The 19,615-nt window shown below is 72.1% G+C and carries 15 protein-coding genes and 2 pseudogenes; 5 read left to right on the top strand and 12 right to left on the bottom strand.

What is annotated here, in order from left to right; translation table 11 throughout:
• Positions 1–19: 19 nt before the first annotated feature.
• On the bottom strand, positions 20–154 hold the full coding sequence (locus tag IH00_RS45055) for a hypothetical protein (RefSeq protein WP_267882567.1): 135 nt from the start codon (positions 152–154) through the stop codon (positions 20–22).
• 176 nt (positions 155–330) lie between these two features.
• Positions 331–492 (bottom strand): annotated as a pseudogene (locus tag IH00_RS41840) (LysR family transcriptional regulator); the annotation flags it as partial.
• On the opposite strand from IH00_RS41840, the pseudogene IH00_RS0114570 reads away from it, so the two are divergent.
• Positions 463–1,128: pseudogene (locus IH00_RS0114570) on the top strand (zinc-binding dehydrogenase); the annotation flags it as partial. The pseudogenes IH00_RS41840 and IH00_RS0114570 sit on opposite strands and share 30 nt — an antisense overlap.
• Before the next feature lie 79 nt (positions 1,129–1,207).
• Here IH00_RS0114570 and IH00_RS0114575 read toward each other — a convergent pair.
• On the bottom strand, positions 1,208–1,753 hold the full coding sequence (locus tag IH00_RS0114575; protein ID WP_031073526.1) for a GNAT family N-acetyltransferase: 546 nt from the start codon (positions 1,751–1,753) through the stop codon (positions 1,208–1,210).
• 135 nt (positions 1,754–1,888) lie between these two features.
• Here IH00_RS0114575 and IH00_RS0114580 point away from each other — a divergent pair, with 135 nt between their 5' ends.
• Positions 1,889–2,593 (top strand): nitroreductase family protein, encoded by a 705-nt coding sequence (locus IH00_RS0114580; RefSeq protein WP_031073528.1) that lies wholly within the window; start codon positions 1,889–1,891, stop codon positions 2,591–2,593.
• A gap of 104 nt (positions 2,594–2,697) precedes the next feature.
• Here the strand turns inward: IH00_RS0114580 and IH00_RS0114585 are convergent, their stop codons facing one another.
• The 3 genes from IH00_RS0114585 to IH00_RS0114595 all read right to left on the bottom strand — a co-directional run bounded on the left by IH00_RS0114585 (position 2,698) and on the right by IH00_RS0114595 (position 5,742).
• Positions 2,698–3,045: a hypothetical protein gene (locus IH00_RS0114585; protein ID WP_052411386.1), complete on the bottom strand. Its 348-nt coding sequence runs from the start codon at positions 3,043–3,045 to the stop codon at positions 2,698–2,700.
• Between the two features lie 122 nt (positions 3,046–3,167).
• Positions 3,168–4,799, bottom strand: coding sequence for an L-glutamate gamma-semialdehyde dehydrogenase (gene pruA, locus IH00_RS0114590; RefSeq protein WP_031073532.1), 1,632 nt, complete (start codon positions 4,797–4,799; stop codon positions 3,168–3,170).
• A gap of 16 nt (positions 4,800–4,815) precedes the next feature.
• The gene (locus IH00_RS0114595) at positions 4,816–5,742 is read right to left on the bottom strand and encodes a proline dehydrogenase family protein (protein WP_031073534.1); all 927 of its coding nucleotides are present in this window, start codon (positions 5,740–5,742) and stop codon (positions 4,816–4,818) included.
• Between the two features lie 182 nt (positions 5,743–5,924).
• Between IH00_RS0114595 and IH00_RS0114600 the strand changes: the two genes are divergently transcribed.
• Positions 5,925–7,412, top strand: a complete 1,488-nt coding sequence (locus tag IH00_RS0114600; protein WP_031073535.1) for a PucR family transcriptional regulator — start codon at positions 5,925–5,927, stop codon at positions 7,410–7,412.
• An 84-nt stretch (positions 7,413–7,496) separates the two neighbouring features.
• On the opposite strand, the gene serA is transcribed toward IH00_RS0114600, so the two are convergent.
• The 6 genes from serA to IH00_RS0114630 form a co-directional block, all read right to left on the bottom strand.
• Entirely contained in the window at positions 7,497–9,086 is a 1,590-nt protein-coding gene (serA, locus tag IH00_RS0114605; RefSeq protein ID WP_031073536.1) for a phosphoglycerate dehydrogenase, read from the bottom strand.
• A 248-nt stretch (positions 9,087–9,334) separates the two neighbouring features.
• A complete protein-coding gene (ilvC, locus tag IH00_RS0114610) occupies positions 9,335–10,336 on the bottom strand; it encodes a ketol-acid reductoisomerase (protein WP_031073538.1) in 1,002 nt (333 codons plus the stop codon).
• A 75-nt stretch (positions 10,337–10,411) separates the two neighbouring features.
• Positions 10,412–10,936 (bottom strand): acetolactate synthase small subunit, encoded by a 525-nt coding sequence (ilvN, locus tag IH00_RS0114615; RefSeq protein WP_019889675.1) that lies wholly within the window; start codon positions 10,934–10,936, stop codon positions 10,412–10,414.
• A gap of 20 nt (positions 10,937–10,956) precedes the next feature.
• Positions 10,957–12,810, bottom strand: coding sequence for an acetolactate synthase large subunit (locus IH00_RS0114620; protein ID WP_031073541.1), 1,854 nt, complete (start codon positions 12,808–12,810; stop codon positions 10,957–10,959).
• Between the two features lie 219 nt (positions 12,811–13,029).
• The gene (locus IH00_RS0114625) at positions 13,030–15,915 is read right to left on the bottom strand and encodes a putative bifunctional diguanylate cyclase/phosphodiesterase (protein WP_234334849.1); all 2,886 of its coding nucleotides are present in this window, start codon (positions 15,913–15,915) and stop codon (positions 13,030–13,032) included.
• Between the two features lie 340 nt (positions 15,916–16,255).
• Entirely contained in the window at positions 16,256–17,206 is a 951-nt protein-coding gene (locus IH00_RS0114630) for a 2-hydroxyacid dehydrogenase (RefSeq protein WP_199819757.1), read from the bottom strand.
• A gap of 47 nt (positions 17,207–17,253) precedes the next feature.
• Between IH00_RS0114630 and IH00_RS0114635 the strand changes: the two genes are divergently transcribed.
• Complete coding sequence (locus IH00_RS0114635; protein ID WP_031073547.1) at positions 17,254–18,273, top strand: aldo/keto reductase; 1,020 nt, start codon at positions 17,254–17,256, stop codon at positions 18,271–18,273.
• Positions 18,274–18,438: 165 nt separating this feature from the next.
• Positions 18,439–19,593: a PQQ-dependent sugar dehydrogenase gene (locus IH00_RS0114640; RefSeq protein WP_031073549.1), complete on the top strand. Its 1,155-nt coding sequence runs from the start codon at positions 18,439–18,441 to the stop codon at positions 19,591–19,593.
• Positions 19,594–19,615: the final 22 nt, after the last annotated feature.

Here is a 19,615-nt window from a genome sequence, read left to right on the forward strand (position 1 = left end):
GGCCGGTCGGCGGTACGGCTCAGTGGCCGGTCTCGCCGCCGTTGTCCCTGCGGTCCAGGGCGCGCTGGAGGGCGGCGGCGGCGTTGCGGCGCTCGGCGTCGGTGGGGCGGGGGGAGGCGTGGCGGACGCGGCGGCGGGCGGTCTCAGCGGCCATGGGGGATCGACTCCTTGGGATCAGAAAGATGATCGACAGGCGCCGGAAGGGGCGGGGAGCACGGCCGCAGGGGTCACCTGCCGGGGGCACGGGCGCTCACGACCGCCGTTCGCTGGATGGAGCGAGACGTTCGGCTCCTACAACGCTACGCGCGAGCGGAGCGTCTGTCTCCACAATTACTTTGACTTCCTACTATCTGAGACGGAGCCCTGGCCCGGGGCGTACGAAGCGTCGCGGAGCGCGCGGATGAGGGCGCGTACGGCCGCGGTGGAGGCCGGTTCGGGCGTGGTGACGTAGCCGACGGAACGGGTGGGGCGCTCCGCGCCGAGATCAGTGATCTCCTGGGCGGCACCGGCCTCACGGCGTACGTCGCCCTCACCCGCACCCTGCGCCTGCAGCCCGGCGAGGACCTGTACGTCTCGGCCGCGGCGGGCGGTGTCGGCACCGCGGCCGGCCGGATCGCGCGGCTGCTCGGCGCCGGGCGGCTCGTCGGCAGCGCGGGCTCCCCCGCCAAGGTGAAGCACCTGACGGAGCACGTCGGGTACGACGCCGCCTTCGACCACCACGACGGCCCGGTCGGCGAGCTGCTCGCGCGGGCGGCGCCGGGCGGCATCGACGCGTACGTCGACAACGTCGGGGGCGACCACCTCGCCGGTGCCATCGACGTGCTGCGCGAGCACGGTCGGATCGCGTGGGTGGGCGCGGTCGCCCAGTACAACAGCACCGAGCCGCCCGCCGCGCCCCGCAACCTGTTCCGGATCGTCGACAAGTCGCTGCGCCTGGAGGGCGTGATGGTGAGCAACCACCGTGACGCGCAGGAGGAGTTCGAGGACTTCCTGGTGCCGCATCTGCGCGCGGGCCGCGTGGCCCCGGACGAGACGGTGGTGGTGGGCTTCGAGCGGATCGTGGAGGCGTTCCTCGGGATGCTGCGCGGTGAGAACACCGGGAAGATGCTGGTGGCCGCCCGCCCGTAGGCGGACGCAGGCGCTCTTCCCCGGATCCCTCGGCCCGGAGCACCGGCCCGAAGCACCGGCCCGGAGCGCCGGCCGCCGGCTACAGCACGTCGCCGTCGCGCCAGTCGAAGAGCAGCGCCCCCTGCGCCGCCACCGGGAGCGCCCGGCCGTGCGAGGGGCGCAGGTAGGTCGAGTCCTCCTCGTCCGGCAGGGGCACGACCCCGCCCGGGCCGTACGCCTGGAGCGCTCCGTTCCACAGCTGCCAGCCGCGCGCCCGGTACAGCTCGGCGCCGTCGTCGGAGGCGGACAGCGCGCCGAACGCGTACGCCCCGTCGATGACTTCCTCCAGCGCCGCCATCACCCTGCCGCCCAGGCCCTGCCGCCGCCGGTCGGCGCGTACGGCGACCCCCTCCACGTAGCCGACGCGGTACGCCCGCCCCGCGTGCACCGCCCGGCGCATGATCACGCTGCCGTGCGCGGCGATGCCGCGCTCGTCCCGGACGTACGCGTGGATGCCGCCGAGCCCGTGGTCCCAGTCCTCGTCGCCGAAGTCCCCGTGGAAGGCGGCGTCCAGCAGCGCGCGTATGGCGTCGAGCGTGGCGGAGGAGAGCTCGTAGGTGTGGGCGGTGTGCAGTGAGTCGGTCATACGGCCCACTGTGGCAGGCCGGGCCCGCCGCGCTCCTGTGCGGGCGCGGTGCGTGGTGCGGATCCGGCCAGGTCACCGGCGGTACCCGTGCCGGGCCCTTCCCGCCGCGGCCACCCCCGCAGCAGACTCGGCCGTATGTCACCCACGACCGAACGACGGTGGACGCCCACCCACGGCGCCCCCTACCGGCCCGTCCCGTACCGCCCGGAGCGCATGCCGGCGACCGAGTCGCTGGCCCGTGCGGCACAGTTGCGCGCGCGCATGGAGCAGCGGCGTACGGTACGGCAGTTCGCCCCCGATCCCGTGCCGGACCAGGTGGTGCGCGACGCCGTCGCGTGCGCGTCGACCGCCCCGTCCGGCGCTCACCAGCAGCCGTGGACGTTCGTCCTGGTCAAGGACGCCGCGGTCCGCCGGCGCATCCGCGAGGCCGCGGAGCGCGAGGAACGGACCTCGTACGACGGGCGGCTCGGCGAGGAGTGGCTGGCGGCGCTGCGCCCGCTGGGCACCGACGCGGTGAAGACCCACCTGACGGACGCCCCGGCCCTGATCGTCGTCTTCCAGCAGCGCTACTGGCTGGGCGAGGACGGCACCAGGCACAAGCACTACTACGTCGACGAGTCGGTCGGGATCGCCGTCGGCATGCTGCTGTCGGCGCTGCACCTGTCGGGCCTGGCCGCGCTGGTGCACACGCCGAGCCCCATGCGCTTCCTGTCGGAGGTGCTGGGCCGCCCGGAGAACGAGAAGGCGTTCGCCGTGATCCCGGTCGGCTATCCGGCGGACGACTGCCAGGTGCCGGACCTGGTGCGCAAGTCGCTCGACCAGGTGCTCGTGGAGTTCTGAGGCGTTGCCCGGAGCTCTGCGGCGTCACCCGCTCGCGGGGCCGCCCGGGTCGGGTCCGGGCGGCCCCGCGAGCCCGGGTGCCGTGCGCCTGCCGGCGTCCGGCCTCAGAGCCGGCCGCCGGTGAGCCGGGACAGCGGTCCGCGCTGCCGCAGGCCCACCCGGCGGCCGAGCGCGTAGGAGCCGGCCACGGCGGTGGCGACGCCCGCTCCCGCACCGGCCACCACGGCCTTGCGGGCCTTGACCACCGTCCACACCACACCCGCCGTGCCGGCGGCGCGTTCGGCCGCCGAGACGGCGGTGCGCTGGACGGTCCGTGCCGTGGCCAGCGCCTTGTCGGCGGTCACGCCTCCGATGCCGCGCGCGGACTCGGCCGCGTCCTGGGCCGCCTGGGTCGTCTTCTTGGCGGCGGTGGTCGTGCGCGTCTGCTTCTGGTTCGTTTTCGTGTCAGCCATGGAAGTGCGTGTTACCGGCTGCGCCGTCCCGAAACTGACCGCCTTTCACACCTCGCTCACAAAACCGCCCCCGTCCGGTGTGGGGCCGGAAGGGGGCGGCGTGCGGGGAGGACCGGGGAAGGTCAGCCCATGTGCGGGTACGTGTAGTCGGTCGGCGGGACCAGCGTCTCCTTGATGGCGCGGGTCAGCGTCCAGCGCATCAGGTTCTGCGGGGCGCCCGCCTTGTCGTTCGTACCGGAGGCGCGGCCGCCGCCGAAGGGCTGCTGGCCGACGACGGCGCCGGTCGACTTGTCGTTGATGTAGAAGTTGCCCGCGGCGTAGCGCAGCTTCTCCATCGTGTACGCGGCCGCGGCACGGTCGCCCGCGATGACCGAGCCGGTCAGCGCGTACGCCGACACCGACTCCATCTGCTCCAGCATCGCGTCGTACTGGTCGTCCTCGTACACGTGCACCGCGAGGAAGGGGCCGAAGTACTCGGTGGTGAAGACCTCGTTGGCCGGGTCCGTGCACTCGACGACCGTCGGGCGGACGAACCAGCCGACCGAGTCGTCGTACGTGCCGCCGGCGACGATCGTGCAGGACGGGTCCTCCTTGGCCCGGTCGATCGCGGCCTTGTTCTTGGCGAAGGCCCGCTCGTCGATGACGGCGCCGATGAAGTTCGTCAGGTCGGTGACGTCACCCATCCTGATGCCGTCGACCTCGGCCGCGAACTCCTCCTTGAAGCCGGAGTTCCAGATCGAGGCCGGGATGTAGGCGCGCGAGGTCGCCGAGCACTTCTGGCCCTGGTACTCGAAGGCTCCGCGGGTCAGCGCGGTCTTCAGGACGGCGCGGTCGGCGCTCGGGTGCGCGACGACGAAGTCCTTGCCGCCCGTCTCGCCGACGATGCGCGGGTAGGAGCGGTACTTCTCGATGTTGCTGCCGACCGTCTTCCACAGGTGCTGGAAGGTCCTGGTCGAGCCGGTGAAGTGGATACCGGCGAGCATCGGGTGGTGCAGGGCCACCTCGGAGACGGCGATGCCGTCGCCCGTGACCAGGTTGATGACGCCCTTGGGCAGGCCGGCCTCCTCCAGCAGCTGCATGAGCAGCACGGCGGCGTGGGTCTGCGTCGGGGACGGCTTCCAGACCACCACGTTGCCCATGAGGGCCGGGGCGGTGGGGAGGTTGCCGGCGATGGCGGTGAAGTTGAAGGGCGTGATCGCGTAGACGAAGCCCTCCAGCGGGCGGTGGTCGAGGCGGTTCCACACACCCGGGGAGTTGGCCGGCGGCTGCTCGGCGAGCAGGTCGCGGGCGTACTTGACGTTGAAGCGCCAGAAGTCGACGAGCTCGCACGGCGTGTCGATCTCGGCCTGCTGGACCGTCTTCGACTGGCCCAGCATGGTCGAGGCGGCCATGGTCTCGCGCCACGGGCCGGCGAGCAGCTCGGCGGCGCGCAGGATGATCGCCGCGCGGTCGTCGAAGGACATCGCGCGCCACGCCGGGGCGGCGGCGAGCGCCGCGTCGATCGCGTCCTGGGCGTCCGCCTGCGTGGCGCCGGCGAAGGTGCCGAGGACCTTGGCGTGGTTGTGCGGCTGGACGACGTCCACGCGCTCACCGCCGCCCATCCGCTTGACCCCGCCGATGGTCATCGGCAGGTCGATGGGGTTCTCGGCCAGCTCCTTGAGCTTGGCCTCCAGACGGATGCGCTCGGCCGAACCGGGGGCGTAGGTGTGGACCGGCTCGTTGACCGGAGCGGGGACCTGGGTCACAGCGTCCATGAGTTCCGTAACTCCTTCAGTTCTTGGTGATCATCGAGCGGACGAAGAACAGCAGGTTGGCCGGCTTCTCCGCGAGGCGGCGCATGAAGTACCCGTACCAGTCGGTTCCGTACGCGGTGTAGACGCGCATGCGGTGACCCTCGGCGGCGAGCCGTACGTGCTCGTCGCTGCGGATCCCGTACAGCATCTGGAACTCGTACTCGTCCAGTTTGCGCCCGGCGCGGCGCGCGAGCTCCTGGGTGACGGCGATGAGGCGCGGGTCGTGAGACCCGATCATCGGGTAGCCGTCACCCTCCATCAGGATCTTCAGGATCCGGACGTACGCCTTGTCGATCTCCGCCTTGTCCTGGTAAGCGACGGAGGCGGGCTCCTTGTAGGCGCCCTTGACGATCCGGACGCGGCTGCCGTTCGCGGCGAGGCGCCGGGCGTCCTCCTCGGTGCGGAAGAGGTACGCCTGGATGACGCAGCCCGTCTGGGGGAAGTCCTTCCGCAGCTCCTCGTGGATGGCGAACATCGAGTCGAGGGTGGTGTGGTCCTCCGCGTCCAGGGTGACCGTGGTGCCGATGGCGGCCGCGGCCTCGACGACCGGCCGGACGTTGGCGAGCGCCAGCTCGTGTCCGCCGTCCAGCGCCTGGCCGAACATGGACAGCTTGACCGACATCTCGGCCCTGGTGCCCAGCTCCAGCGCCTTCAGGTGCTCGATGAGCTCCAGGTAGGCGTCCCGCGCGGCGAACGCCTGCTCGCGCGTGGTGATGTCCTCACCGACCACGTCCAGGGTGACCTCCAGGCCCTTGGCCGCCGCCTCCCGGACGATCGGGACGACCTGCTCGACCGTCTCGCCGGCGATGAACCGGGCGACGACCTGCTTGGTGCCCGGCGCGGCAGAGACGAAGCGGCGCATGCGGTCACTGCGCGACGCGGCGAGGATCACGGGACCCAGCACGGGGCACCTCCACGGAACAGGGGCTGAAGGGGGCCGGAAACGGACTCGCGGAACGAATACGTATCGGCACGGAGAACCACCGTGAAACCTAAGGATCGCTCCGATGCCCGGCCATCGACACCTGTCACGCATCCGTGCCCCGGATCTCATACAGATGTCTGATCGGGTGGCAGAATGTCGGGGTGAAGGGCGCTTACGGTGATTACCAGGACCTGGTCGACGAGATCTCGGCGCTGCTGGGCGCCCCCGCGACGCTGGAGAACCGCGACTTCGGGCTGATCGCCTTCGGCGCGCACGACAGCGAGGACGACACCGCCATGGACCCGGTGCGCACCCGCTCGATCCTCACCAGGAAGTCCACGCCCGCGGTACGGGCCTGGTTCGAGGGCTTCGGCATCACCCGGGCGACCGGCCCGGTCCGCATCCCCGCCGCGCCCGACGCGGGCGTCTACCGTGACCGCATCTGCCTGCCGGTACGCCATCGGGGTGTCGTCCTCGGGTACGTGTGGCTGCTCGACGCCGACCCGGGGCCCTCGCCCGACCGGCTGACGGCGGCGATGGAGGTGGCGGAACGGATCGGGGCACTGCTCGCGGACGAGGAGCGGGCGGGCGCCGACCTCTCGCGCGAGCTGCGCGCCGCGCTGACGGCCGAACCGGGCTGGCAGTACGACATGGCGCTGACCGCCCTGCGCTCGGCGCTCGGCCCCGACGCGGACGGCCTGCACGCCCTGGTGTGCGTGGTGCCGTGGCAGGGGGGCGAGGTTCCCTCGCCGCGCACGGCTCCCGGCGCCGCGGCCCTGTGCACGCTGCCCTGGCCGGGCCCCCTGCTGGCGAGCGGCACCGTGCCGGACGCGGCGCGCGGGCCGCGTGCGGGGACGGGTCCTGGGGTCGGGCCGGTCCTGGGTTCCCGTACGGGGGGTGGCCCGGCTTCCCGGGCCGGGGCGGGGTCGGCCGGGGCGGGGTCGGCCGGGGCGGGGTCGGTCGGGGCGGGCGGGGCCGACCGGGCTCCCGCCGGCTCCGGGGCCTCCGGGACGGCCGCGGTCCCCGGTGCTTCAGGGGGCGACGTGCCCGGAACGCATGCCCTGGCCGCCCTGATCCGCCTCCGCTCCGTCGACGCGCCGGAGCCCGCCCTCACGGCGGCGGACCGGCTGCGCGCGGCGGCGACCGGTGGCCGGGGCGCCCCTGGGGCACCGGGAGCACCAGACGCGGCCGGGGCGCCGGCGCAGTCCGGTGCCGTACGCGGTGACCGGGCTGCGCCGGGTATGGTCGCCGGGATCGCGGAGCCGCGCCGGGGACTGGCCGACGTGGGCGAGGCGTGGCGGGAGGCGTCGTCCGCGGCCCGCGCCGCGGCGGCCCAGCCCCGGCTCGGGCCGGTCGCGCGCTGGTCGGCCATCGGCCCGTACCGGCTGCTGACCGCGCTCCCGCCCGCCGCGGCCGGGGACCCGGCCGCCCGCGCCCTGCTCGCCCCGGCGCACCGCGAGCTCGCCCGCACCGCGGAGGTGTTCCTCGACTGCGCCGGCCAGGCGGGACGCACCGCGGCCGCCCTGGGCATCCACCGCCAGACGCTCTACTACCGCCTGTCCCGGGTGGAGCAGCTCACCGGTCTGGACCTGGACGACGGCGAGGACCGCCTGCTGCTCCACATGGCCCTGAAGGCCGCGCGGCTGTGACGGCGCGGGGGCCGCTCACGCATCCGGCCCCCGGGCACTCGTGGGAACGAGCGCCCGGGGGCCGGGGAGCGGAGCGGGAAACCGTCAGGTGAGGTTCACCGAGCGGGCCGACGTCGCGCCGATCTCCTCGGCGACCTCGGTCAGCACCTGCTGCGGGACCGTGTCGTCGACGGTGAGGACCGCGAGGGCCTCGCCGCCCTCCGTCGCGCGGGCGACCTGCATGCCCGCGATGTTCAGCCCGGCCTCGCCGAGGATCCGGCCGACGGTGCCGACGACACCGGGACGGTCCTCGTAGCGCAGGACGACCATGTGGTCGGCGAGCGCGAGGTCGACGTCGTAGTCACCGACGGCGACGATCTTCTGCAGGTGCTTGGGGCCGGCCAGGGTGCCGGAGACCGCGACCTCCTCGCCGCCCGACAGGGTGCCGCGCACGGTGACCACGTTGCGGTGGTCCGGGGACTCGGAGCTGGTGGTGAGGCGCACCTCGACGCCGCGCTCCTGCGCGAACAGGGGGGCGTTGACGTACGACACGGTCTCGTCGACGACGTCCTCGAACACACCCTTGAGCGCGGACAGTTCCAGCACCTTGACGTCGTGCTGGGTGATCTCGCCGTACACCTCGACGTCGAGACGCACCGCGACCTCGCCCGCCAGCGCGGTGAAGATCCGGCCCAGGCGCTCGGCCAGCGGCAGGCCCGGCTTGACGTCCTCGGCGATGACACCGCCCTGGACGTTGACCGCGTCGGGGACCAGCTCACCGGCGAGCGCGAGCCGCACGGAGCGGGCGACGGCGATACCGGCCTTCTCCTGCGCCTCGTCCGTCGACGCGCCGAGGTGCGGGGTGCACACCACCTGGTCGAGCTCGAACAGCGGGGAGTCGGTGCACGGCTCCTTCGCGTACACGTCGAGGCCCGCGCCCGCGACCCGGCCCTCCTTGAGCGCCGAGTACAGCGCCTCCTCGTCGACGATCCCGCCGCGGGCGGCGTTGACGATGCGGACGGCCGGCTTGACCTTGTGCAGCGCCTCGTCGCCGATCAGGCCGAGCGTCTCGGGGGTCTTCGGCAGGTGGACGGTGATGAAGTCGGAGACCTCCAGCAGCTCGTCCAGCGACAGCAGCTTGACGCCCATCTGCGCGGCGCGCGCCGGCTGCACGTACGGGTCGTACGCGACGATCTTCATGCCGAAGGCGGACATGCGCTGGGCGACCAGCACGCCGATGCGGCCGAGGCCGACGACGCCGAGGATCTTCTCGCTGAGCTCGACGCCGGTGTACTTGCTGCGCTTCCACTCGCCGTTCTTGAGGGCGGTGTTGGCCTGGGGGATGTTGCGCGCCGTGGCGATGAGCAGGCCGCACGCGAGCTCCGCGGCGGTGACGATGTTCGACGTCGGCGCGTTGACGACCATCACGCCGGCCTTCGTGGCGGCGGAGACGTCGACGTTGTCCAGGCCCACGCCCGCACGGGCGACGACCTTCAGGCGCTTCGCGGCGGCGATCGCCTCGGCGTCGACCTTGGTGGCGGACCGCACCAGGATCGCGTCCACGTCGGCGACGGCGGGGAGCAGCTCGGCCCGGTCGGCGCCGTTGCAGTGCCGGATCTCGAAGTCCGGGCCCAGCGCGTCGACGGTGGCGGGCGACAGCTCTTCAGCGATGAGTACGACGGGTTTCGAGCTCACGTGAGTCCTCACAAGTCCAGTGCAGACGGCCGTCCCGAGGCCGCAGGCGGTGGAGGGGGGCATGCCGCGTGGAAGACGCACGACGCTGTGGGCCTGACGCGTTTGTTGTTCTGAAGTGTAGTGGCGGTCGGTGCCATTCATTCCGCCGTGGCGGAAGGATCACCCGTCCGTGGTTGGACTGGTTGTCCAACGGCGAACAACACGGGGACGGCGGGCCCGGAGAAGCCCCGGACCCGCCGCCGCGAGGCTCACGCCTCCTCGTTGTCCACCCAGCTCATGAGCTTGCGCAGCTCCTTGCCGGTGGTCTCCAGCAGGTGCTCGGAGTCCTGCGTCTTGTACTCGTTGTACTTCTTCAGGCCGCCGTGGTACTCGTCCATCCAGTTCTTGGCGAACGTGCCGTCCTGGATCTCGGAGAGGACCTTCTTCATCTCGGCCTTGGTGGCGTCGGTGACGATCCGCGGGCCGGTGACGTAGTCGCCCCACTCGGCGGTCTCGGAGACCGACCAGCGCATCTTCTCCAGGCCGCCCTCGTACATCAGGTCCACGATCAGCTTCAGCTCGTGGAGGCACTCGAAGTACGCGATCTCCGGCTGGTAGCCGGCCTCGACCAGGGTCTCGAAGCCCGCCTTGACCAGCGCCGAGGCGCCGCCGCAGAGCACGGCCTGCTCGCCGAACAGGTCGGTCTCGGTCTCCTCGGTGAAGGTCGTCTTGATGACGCCGGCGCGGGTGCCGCCGATCGCCTTCGCGTAGGAGAGGGCGAGCTGGAAGGCGCTGCCGGTGGCGTCCTGCTCGACGGCGGCGATCGCCGGGACGCCGCGGCCCTCCTCGTACTGGCGGCGGACCAGGTGGCCCGGGCCCTTGGGGGCGACGAGGGCGACGTCGACGCCGGCCGGGGGCTTGATGAAGCCGAAGCGGACGTTGAAGCCGTGGGCGAAGAACAGCGCGTCGCCGTCCTTCAGGTTGTCCTTGACGGACTCCTCGTAGACCTGGGCCTGGATCGGGTCCGGGATCAGGATCATGATGACGTCGGCCTCGGCGGCGGCCTCGGCGGGCGTCACCACGCGCAGGCCCTGCTCCTCGGCCTTGGCCTTGGACTTGGAGCCCTCGTGCAGACCGACGCGGACGTCGACACCCGAGTCACGGAGCGACAGCGCGTGGGCGTGGCCCTGGCTGCCGTAACCGATCACCGCGACCTTGCGGCCCTGGATGATGGACAGGTCGGCGTCGTCGTCGTAGAACAGCTCGGCCACTGGGTCTTCTCCTTGGTGTGCTGGTGTTGCGTCCCACCGTACGGTGGGGAGGGATGTGGAAGTCGGGGGGTCTCGCTACGCGGAACGGTCGAGCGCCCGCAGCGAACGGTCCGTGATGGACCGGGCGCCACGCCCTATGGCGATCGTGCCGGACTGGACCAGCTCCTTGATGCCGAACTGCTCGAGCATCTTCAGCATGGCGTCGAGCTTGTCACTCGAACCGGTGGCCTCGATCGTGACCGCCTCGGGCGAGACGTCCACGGTCTTGGCGCGGAACAGCTGGACGATCTCGACGATCTGGGAGCGGGTCTCGTTGTCGGCGCGGACCTTCACCAGGACGAGCTCGCGCTGGATCGCGGCGCTGGGCTCGAGTTCGACGATCTTCAGGACGTTGACCAGCTTGTTGAGCTGCTTGGTGACCTGCTCCAGCGGAAGGTCCTCGACATTGACCACGATCGTGATGCGGGAGATGTCGGGGTGCTCGGTGACGCCGACGGCGAGCGAGTCGATGTTGAATCCGCGGCGGGAGAACAGCGCGGCGATCCGGGCGAGGATGCCGGGGGTGTTCTCCACCAGGACGGAGAGCGTGTGCTTGGACATGTTCTTGACTCAGCTCTCTCTCAGTCGTCTTCGCTGTCGCCGAAGTCGGGGCGGACGCCGCGGGCGGCCATGACCTCGTCGTTGGAGGTGCCGGCTGCGACCATGGGCCACACCTGGGCGTCCTCGTGGACGATGAAGTCGATCACGACCGGGCGGTCGTTGATGGCGTTGGCCTCGGCGATGACCTTGTCGAGGTCCTCGGGGCGCTCGCAGCGCAGGGCCACGCAGCCCATCGCCTCGGACAGCTTCACGAAGTCCGGGATCCTGGTGCCCGCGCTCGGCTCCTTGCCGGTCGCCTCCGGGCCGGAGTGCAGCACGGTGTTGGAGTAGCGCTGGTTGTAGAAGAGGGTCTGCCACTGGCGGACCATCCCGAGGGCGCCGTTGTTGATGATGGCGACCTTGATGGGGATGTTGTTCAGCGCGCAGGTGACCAGTTCCTGGTTGGTCATCTGGAAGCAGCCGTCGCCGTCGATCGCCCAGACCGTGCGGTCCGGCATGCCCGCCTTGGCGCCCATGGCGGCCGGGACGGCGTAGCCCATGGTTCCGGCGCCGCCGGAGTTCAGCCAGGTGGCGGGCTTCTCGTAGTCGATGAAGTGCGCGGCCCACATCTGGTGCTGGCCGACGCCGGCCGCGTAGATCGTGCCCTCGGGGGCGAGCTGCCCGATGCGCTGGATCACCTGCTGGGGGGCGAGGGAGCCGTCCTCGGGCTGGTCGTAGCCGAGCGGGTAGGTCTCGCGCCAGCGGTTGAGGTCCCTCCACCAGGCGGTGTAGTCGCCGGCGTTGCCCTCGGTGTGCTCGGCCTGGACGGCCTGGACCAGGTCGGCGATGACCTCGCGGGCGTCGCCGACGATCGGCACGTCGGCGGCGCGGTTCTTGCCGATCTCCGCCGGGTCGATGTCCGCGTGGACGATCTTGGCGAACGGGGCGAAGCTGTCGAGCTTGCCGGTGACGCGGTCGTCGAAGCGGGCGCCCAGGGCGACGATCAGGTCGGCCTTCTGCAGGGCCGTGACGGCGGTGACGCTGCCGTGCATGCCGGGCATGCCGACGTGCAGCGGGTGGCTGTCGGGGAACGCGCCCAGCGCCATCAGGGTGGTCGTGACGGGGGCCTGCGTCAGCTCGGCCAGGACCCGCAGCTCGGCGGTGGCACCGGCCTTCAGGACACCGCCGCCGACGTACAGGACGGGGCGCTTGGCCTGGGTGATCAGCTTGGCGGCCTCGCGGATCTGCTTGGCGTGCGGCTTGGTCACCGGGCGGTAGCCGGGCAGGTCCAGCTGCGGCGGCCAGCTGAAGACGGTCCGCGCCTGGAGGGCGTCCTTGGCGATGTCGACCAGGACCGGGCCGGGGCGGCCGGTGGAGGCGATGTGGAACGCCTCGGCGATCGTCTTCGGGATGTCCTCGGCCTTGGTGACCAGGAAATTGTGCTTGGTGATCGGCATGGTGATGCCGCAGATGTCCGCCTCCTGGAAGGCGTCCGTGCCGATCGCCTTGGAGGACACCTGACCGGTGATCGCGACCAGCGGGACGGAGTCCATGTGGGCGTCGGCGATCGGGGTGACCAGGTTGGTGGCGCCGGGCCCGGAGGTGGCCATGCAGACGCCGACCTTGCCGGTGGCCTGGGCGTAGCCGGTCGCGGCGTGGCCCGCGCCCTGCTCGTGCCGGACCAGGATGTGACGGACCTTCGTGGAGTCCATCATCGGGTCGTACGCGGGGAGGATGGCACCGCCGGGGATGCCGAACACCGTGTCGGCACCCACTTCCTCGAGAGAGCGGATGAGGGACTGCGCGCCCGTGACGTGCTCAACGGTGGCGGAGGACTGTCCGCCGGTACGGGCCCGCGGCTGCGGATGGTGGGCCCCGGTGGCCTGCTCGGTCATCGGCATTCTCTTCTCGAAGCTGAGGGTTTTCGCGAGGTTTGACTGGTTTGGCGGGGTGCCAGTGCAACAAAAAACCCCTCGTGCCGTGAGGCAAGCGAGGGGAGCGCGCCGGTGTGGGTCCGCACGGCCAACAGGGGGCCGTGCTCAGCCGACGCGCTTTCCAAGTACGAGAATTCGGGTGCGCATGGCATTGACCCTCCACCCGGCGCACTACCAGTGTCAAGTGGGTGGGACGCGCGTCTCATCATGTGAGCGCATCGAGGGAAGCCCCGCGGGCAGTCCGGGCAGGGCCGAGGGCACGGCGGAACCGGTGAGGACGGGCAGGGCGACGCGGTCCGGCACCGGGAACTCGTCCCTGACCAGGGCGCGCCGCAGCCGGTACTCGTCGAGCGGCCCCGAGAAGGCCATTCCCTGCCCATGCGTGCACCCCATCGCCCGCAGCGCCAGGACCTGCTCCGGCACGTCGACGCCGTCGGCCACCGACTGCATGCCGAGGTCGCGGGCGATCCGGAGCAGCCCACTGGTGATCTTGTGCAGCCGAGGAGACTCGACCACACCTTCGACCAGTCCTCTGTCCAGTTTCAGTATGTCCACCGGAAGGCGCCGCAGCGCGGTGATCGCGGCGTATCCGCTGCCGAAACCGTCGAGGGCGATGCGCACGCCGAGCCTGCGCAGGGCCACCAGGCGCTGCTCCAGCTCGTCGAAGGAGATCCTCGGGTCGCTGTCGGCCAGCTCGATGATCAGGGCGCCGGTGGGCATCTCGTGCTTGGTGAGCAGGTTCTCGACGGTGCTGAGCGGCAGGGACCGGTCGAGCAGTCCGCGGGCCGGCAGGCGGACCGCGACCGGGACGCGGTGGCCCTGCCGGGCGCGTTCGGCGGCCTGCTCGACGGCCTCCTCCAGCAGCCAGCGGCCGAGCTCGCCGGTGCGGCGGCTGTCCTCGCCGACCCGGAGGAATTCGGCCGGGGTGAACAGCAGACTCTGGGCGGAGCGCCAGCGGGCCTGGGCGGCGACGGCGGTGACGCGTCCGGTGGTGAGGTCGACCACGGGCTGGTGGACCAGGTTGAACTCGCCGTCCTCCAGGGCGGTGCGCAGCCGGGTGGCGACCGCCGTGCTGCGCACCACCTCGGTCTGCATCTGGGGGGCGTACAACTCGACGCGGTTCTTGCCGCCGGCCTTGGCCCGGTACATGGCCAGGTCGGCGTTGCGCAGGAGGTCCCCGGCTCCGATGCCGGGCTCGGCGAAGGCGACCCCGATGGAGGCGGCGACCCGCACCTCCTGGCCTTCGACCCGGTACGGCTCGGAGAGGGTGAGCCGCAGACGGTCGGCGATCTCGTGGACCCGGAGCTCGCGGCCGGACCGGTCGTGGCCGCCGTCGCCGAGGATCAGCGCGGCGAACTCGTCGCCGCCGAGCCGCGCGGCGGTGTCCCCGGCGCGTACCGAGTCCTGGAGGCGGCGGGCGGCCTGGACGAGCAGCTCGTCACCGGCCTGGTGGCCGAGCCGGTCGTTGACGCCCTTGAAGCCGTCGAGGTCGATGAAGAGCACGGCGGTGCCCGAGTCGCCCGCCCGGCGCCCGCTGAGCGCCTGCCGGACGCGCTTGGTGAACAGGGCCCGGTTGGGCAGGTCGGTGAGGGGGTCGTGCTCGGCGTTGTGCTGGAGCTGGGCCTGGAGGCGGACCCGTTCGGTGACGTCCCGGCTGTTGAAGATCAAGCCGCCCTGGTGGCGGTTGACGGTGGACTCGACGTTGAGCCATTCGCCGGTGCCGGACTTGAAGCGGCACTCGATCCGGGTGGTGGGCTCCTCCGACGGGGAGGCGGCCAGGAAGCGCCGTACCTCGTGGACGACGGCGCCGAGGTCGTCGGGATGGATGAGGGAAGCGAGCTCCGAGCCGATGAGCTCCTCGGCCTCCCGTCCGTACACCCCGGAGGCCGCCGGGCTGACGTAGCGCAGGACACCGGTGGGCGCGGCGATCATGATGACGTCGCTGGAGCCCTGCACGAGTGACCGGAAGTGGTTCTCCTTCTGGGCCAGCTCGTGGGTGAGGGCGATGTTGTCGACGAGCATGATGCCCTGCCGGACGACGAGCGCGAGCACGACCGTGCAGCCGGTGAAGACCACGACGCGGTCCACGCGGCGGCCCTCGATGACGTTGTACAGGATCCCCAGGGTGCACACGGCCGCCGCCAGGTACGGGGTGAGGGCCGCCAGCGAGCCGGCGACGGGTCGGCTGAGGTGGCGCAGGTGCCGCTGCCCGCGCGCGGGTGCGGCGCTCTCGACGGTGCGGCGCGCGCCCCAGGGGGCGTACGCCAGGAGCAGCGACCCGGCGAACCAGCCGGCGTCCAGCAACTGGCCCGAGCGGTAGTTCTCACGCAGCAGCGGCGAGGTGAACAGGGCGTCGCACAGGACGGTCAGGGCGAGGGCCGCGATGGCCGTGTGGATGGCCGAGCGGTTGGCCTGGGAACGCCGGAAGTGCAGCGCGAGCACCATGCTCACCAGCACGATGTCGAGCAGCGGGTACGCCAGGGACAGCGCGGCCCGCGCGACGCTCTCGCCCTCGACCTGGGCCGTGTGCGTGAGGGCGAGGCTCCAGGACAGGGTCAGCAGCGAGCCGCCGATGAGCCACGAGTCCAGCCCGAGGCAGACCCAGCCCGCGCGAGTGACGGGCCGCTTGGCGAGGACGAGCAGCCCGACGATGGCGGGCGGCGCGAAGAGCAGGAAGAACAGGTCGGCCACGGAGGGGCTGGGCACCGGCCGGCCGAGGACGACCTCGTACCAGCCCCATACGCCGTTGCCGGCGGCGGCCATGGCGGAGGAGAACGCGAACAGCAGCCAGGCCGGCCGGAAGCGGCTGCCCGGCGCGCGGGCGTACAGGAAGCACGAGACGGAGGCGGTCAGGGCGGCGACACTGAGGCCGAAGTCCCCCATGATCTGGGCCACCTTCTGGGATCCCCAGCCGACCGCGGCCCCGGTGGCGTAGGCCGCGCAGACGACGGCGAGGGCGAGCTGGTAGTGGAGACCGCGCGCCCTGCCCGCTTCACTTCCGGAGCCCCGCCCGGGACCGCCGCCCGCCACCGGCGGCCGCTCGATGAGCATCCCCGGGGCGCTCACCGGAACGCCCCTGCGCGTGCGTGCCGCCGCGGCGGCCGGACGGGTGCCTGCGCGGAGGTCCGCGCACGGGTGCCGGTGGAGACGCCGACCGGCGTCCCGCAGGTTCGCAGCCGAGTTCCCCGTCGCGTCGGTTCGTTGGTCCATCGACCGTGCATCGCCCGTCGCCCCCCTCGGATTGTGATCGCTCATCACGTCGTTCCCCCGCGTCGTCATGCTCGACGCGTCCCCCAGATCGGGACGATACACCAGATCCGTCACTCAGGGACAGGGGTTCTCTACGCTCCGTGACGATCATCGGAGTTACGAGTGCGTACCGCGCGCATACGACTTCGCACCGTGCTCACGTGGTAGTGAACACCAGGTTCCGCATCGGCTCACCCCGCACGAAGCGGGAGAGCTGCCCGGCGAGGAGCCGCCGGGCGCGCGGCAGGAAGGCGGAGCTGGAACCGCCGACATGGGGGCTGATCAGCACGCCGGGGGTGTGCCACAGGGGGTGGCCGGCGGGCAGCGGCTCGGGGTCGGTGACGTCCAGGGCAGCCGTGATGCGGCCCTTGCCGGCCTCGGTGATCAGGGCTTCGGTGTCGACGACGGGACCGCGCGAGACGTTCACGAGCAGGGCGCCGTCCTTCATGCGGGAGAGGAAACCGGCGTCGGCGAGGTGGCGGGTGTCGGGAGTGAGCGGCGTGGACAGGACGACCACGTCGGCGTGCGGAAGGAGCGCGGGGAGCTCGGCCAGCGCGTGGACGGGACCGCGCTCGGTGGCACGGGCGGAGCGCGCGACGCGTACCACCCGCGCGCACTCGAAGGGCGCGAGCCGGTCCTCGATGGCGGCGCCGATCGATCCGTACCCGACGATCAGCACGGACTTGTCGGCGAGCGCCGGGTAGAAGCCGGACCGCCACTCCTCCCGTTCCTGGCCGCGCACGAAGCCCGGGATGCCGCGCAGCGAGGCGAGGATGAGCGCCAGCGTGAGCTCGGCGGTGCTGGCCTCGTGCACCCCCTTGGCGTTGCACAGCACCACACCGGGCCGGAGCGAGCCGATGCCCGGCGTCACGTGGTCCATCCCGGCGGTGAGGGTCTGCACGACGCGCAGGGAGGTCATGCCTGCGAAAGGGCGCACCGCGACGCTCGTCGGCTTCATGTACGGGACGACGTAGAAGACGCAGTCGGCCGGGTCGGCCGGGAAGTCGGGCTCCCCGTCCCACAGGCGGTACGTCAGGCCCGAGTCGGCGGGGTCGGGGAGCCCGTCGATCTCCTCGGCGGGAAAGGGGAGCCACACATCGGTAGTCATGGCCAGGAGGTTAGTTTGGGGAGCGGCACGAGGAGGGGTACGGGGAGTTGGAGCGCAGGACAATCGGGGCGACGGCGCTCGAAGTGGGGGCGATCGGCCTGGGCTGCATGCCGATGAGCTGGGCGTACAGCGCCTCGCAGCAGCGTGGCGACCGCTCCGTGCGCACCGTGCACGCCGCGCTCGACGCGGGTGTGACCCTGCTCGACACGGCCGACATGTACGGGCCGTTCACCAACGAGCTTTTGCTGGGGCGGGTGTTGAAGGAGCGCCGGGCGGATGCCTTCGTGTCGACGAAGTGCGGACTGCTCGTCGGGGACCAGCACATCGTCGCCAACGGCCGCCCCGGGTACGTGCGCCGGGCGTGCGACGCCTCGCTGCGGCGCCTCCAGACCGACGTGATCGACCTGTACCAGCTGCACCGCGCCGATCCGGAGGTGCCCGTCGAGGAGACGTGGGGCGCGATGGCGGAGCTGGTGACGGCGGGGAAGGTGCGGGCGCTGGGGCTGTGCGCGATGGCGGTCCGGTCGGGCCGGCGCGGGGGCGGGGACGGTGCGGCGGACCTGTACGACGGAACGATTCGCCAGCTGGAGCGGGTCCAGCAGGTCTTCCCGGTGAGCGCCGTGCAGGCCGAGCTGTCGGTGTGGTCGCCGGAGGCGCTCCGGCGGCTGCTGCCGTGGTGCGAGTCGCGGGGCGTGGGGTTCCTGGCCGCGATGCCGCTGGGCAACGGCTTCCTGACCGGCACACTGACGCCGGGCGGCGGCTTCGAGCCGGAGGACCTGCGGGCGCGGCACCCGCGCTTCACGGCCGAGATGATGGCGGCGAACCAGCCGGTGGTGGCGGGGCTGCGCCGGATCGCCGCGCGGCACGGCGGCCCCGCGGCCGGGGTGACGACGGCGCAGGTGGCGCTGGCGTGGGCGCTGACGCGGGGCCGCCATGTCGTACCGGTGCCGGGCACGAAGCACGAGCGGTGGGCGGTGGAGAACGCGCGGGCGGCCGCGCTGAGGCTTTCGGCCGAGGACCTCGCGGAGATCGCGGCGCTGCCGCCGGCGCAGGGTTCGTGGGACTGACCCGCCGGTCCGGGCCGGCCGGGCCGGACAGGGGACGGGAACGGGAACCTCGTCGGATCGGCCCGGCCGGGAGGGGAACCTGATCGACCCGGGCGGTGTATCAAGGGGTGTCATGCAGCTCGCACCGCCGTTGTGGAAGGAATTCGTACCGTGCAACGTCCCGCTGTGACGGCCGTGTTGGCCGCTTCCGCGCTCGTGTTCGCGGCCGGTTGCTCGGGGAGCGGGGGCCCGGGGCCCGCCGGCGCCGCCAGCACCTCGCCCCCGGCCAGGTCCTCGCCCGCCTCACCTGACGCGTCCCCCTCGCCGTCGCCGTCCGCGCCCCCCGCCAAGGGCACGGTGAAGGTGGTGCGGACCCTGGCCGAGGGGCTGAAGTCGCCGTGGGGCCTGGCCGCGCTGCCCGGCGGGGACCTGCTGGTCTCCTCGCGTGACGAGGGCACGATCAGCCGGATCGACGCGGAGAGCGGCGAGGAGACCGTGATCGGCTCCGTGCCCGGGGTGGCTCCGGCGGGCGAGGGCGGCCTGATGGGGCTCGCGGTGTCGCCGTCGTACGCCTCGGACCACCTGGTCTACGCCTACTTCACCACCGAGTCGGACAACCGCATCGCCCGGATGCTGTACGACGAGAAGAAGCCGGCCGGCCAGCAGCTCGGAGCGCCGGACACGGTGCTGCGGGGCATCCCGAAGGGCACCGTCCACAACGGCGGCCGGATCGCCTTCGGCCCGGACAAGATGCTGTACGCGGGCACGGGTGAGACCGGTGACACGAGCCTGGCGCAGGACATGTCCTCGCTGGGCGGCAAGATCCTGCGGATGACCCCGGACGGGCAGCCGGTGCACGGCAATCCGGCGGAGGACTCCGTCGTCTACTCCTCCGGGCACCGCAATGTGCAGGGGCTCGCCTGGGACGCCGACAAGCGGCTGTGGGCGGCCGAGTTCGGGCAGAACACCTGGGACGAACTCAATCTGGTCGAGCCCGGGAAGAACTACGGCTGGCCGGAGGCGGAGGGCCGGGCGGGCCGGCGCGGGCTCGTCGACCCGGTGGCGCAGTGGAAGCCGGAGGACGCCTCACCGAGCGGGATCGCCGTCGCCGCGGGCTCGGTGTGGATGGCGGGGCTGCGCGGCGAGCGACTGTGGCGGGTGCCGCTGGCCGGAGCGGAACCTTCCGCGGACCCGCAGGCGTTCCTCGGTCAGGAGCACGGCCGGCTGCGCACGGTGCTGTCGGCGGGCGGGAACAGGCTCTGGCTGGTCACCAGCGAGACGGACACCAGGGGCACGCCGGAGCCGGGCGACGACAAGATCCTCCTGCTGGAGGTGACCTGAGAGGCGGCAGCCGGTGTTCAAC

Source organism: Streptomyces sp. NRRL S-118 (assembly GCF_000716335.1).
GTDB lineage: Bacteria > Actinomycetota > Actinomycetes > Streptomycetales > Streptomycetaceae > Streptomyces.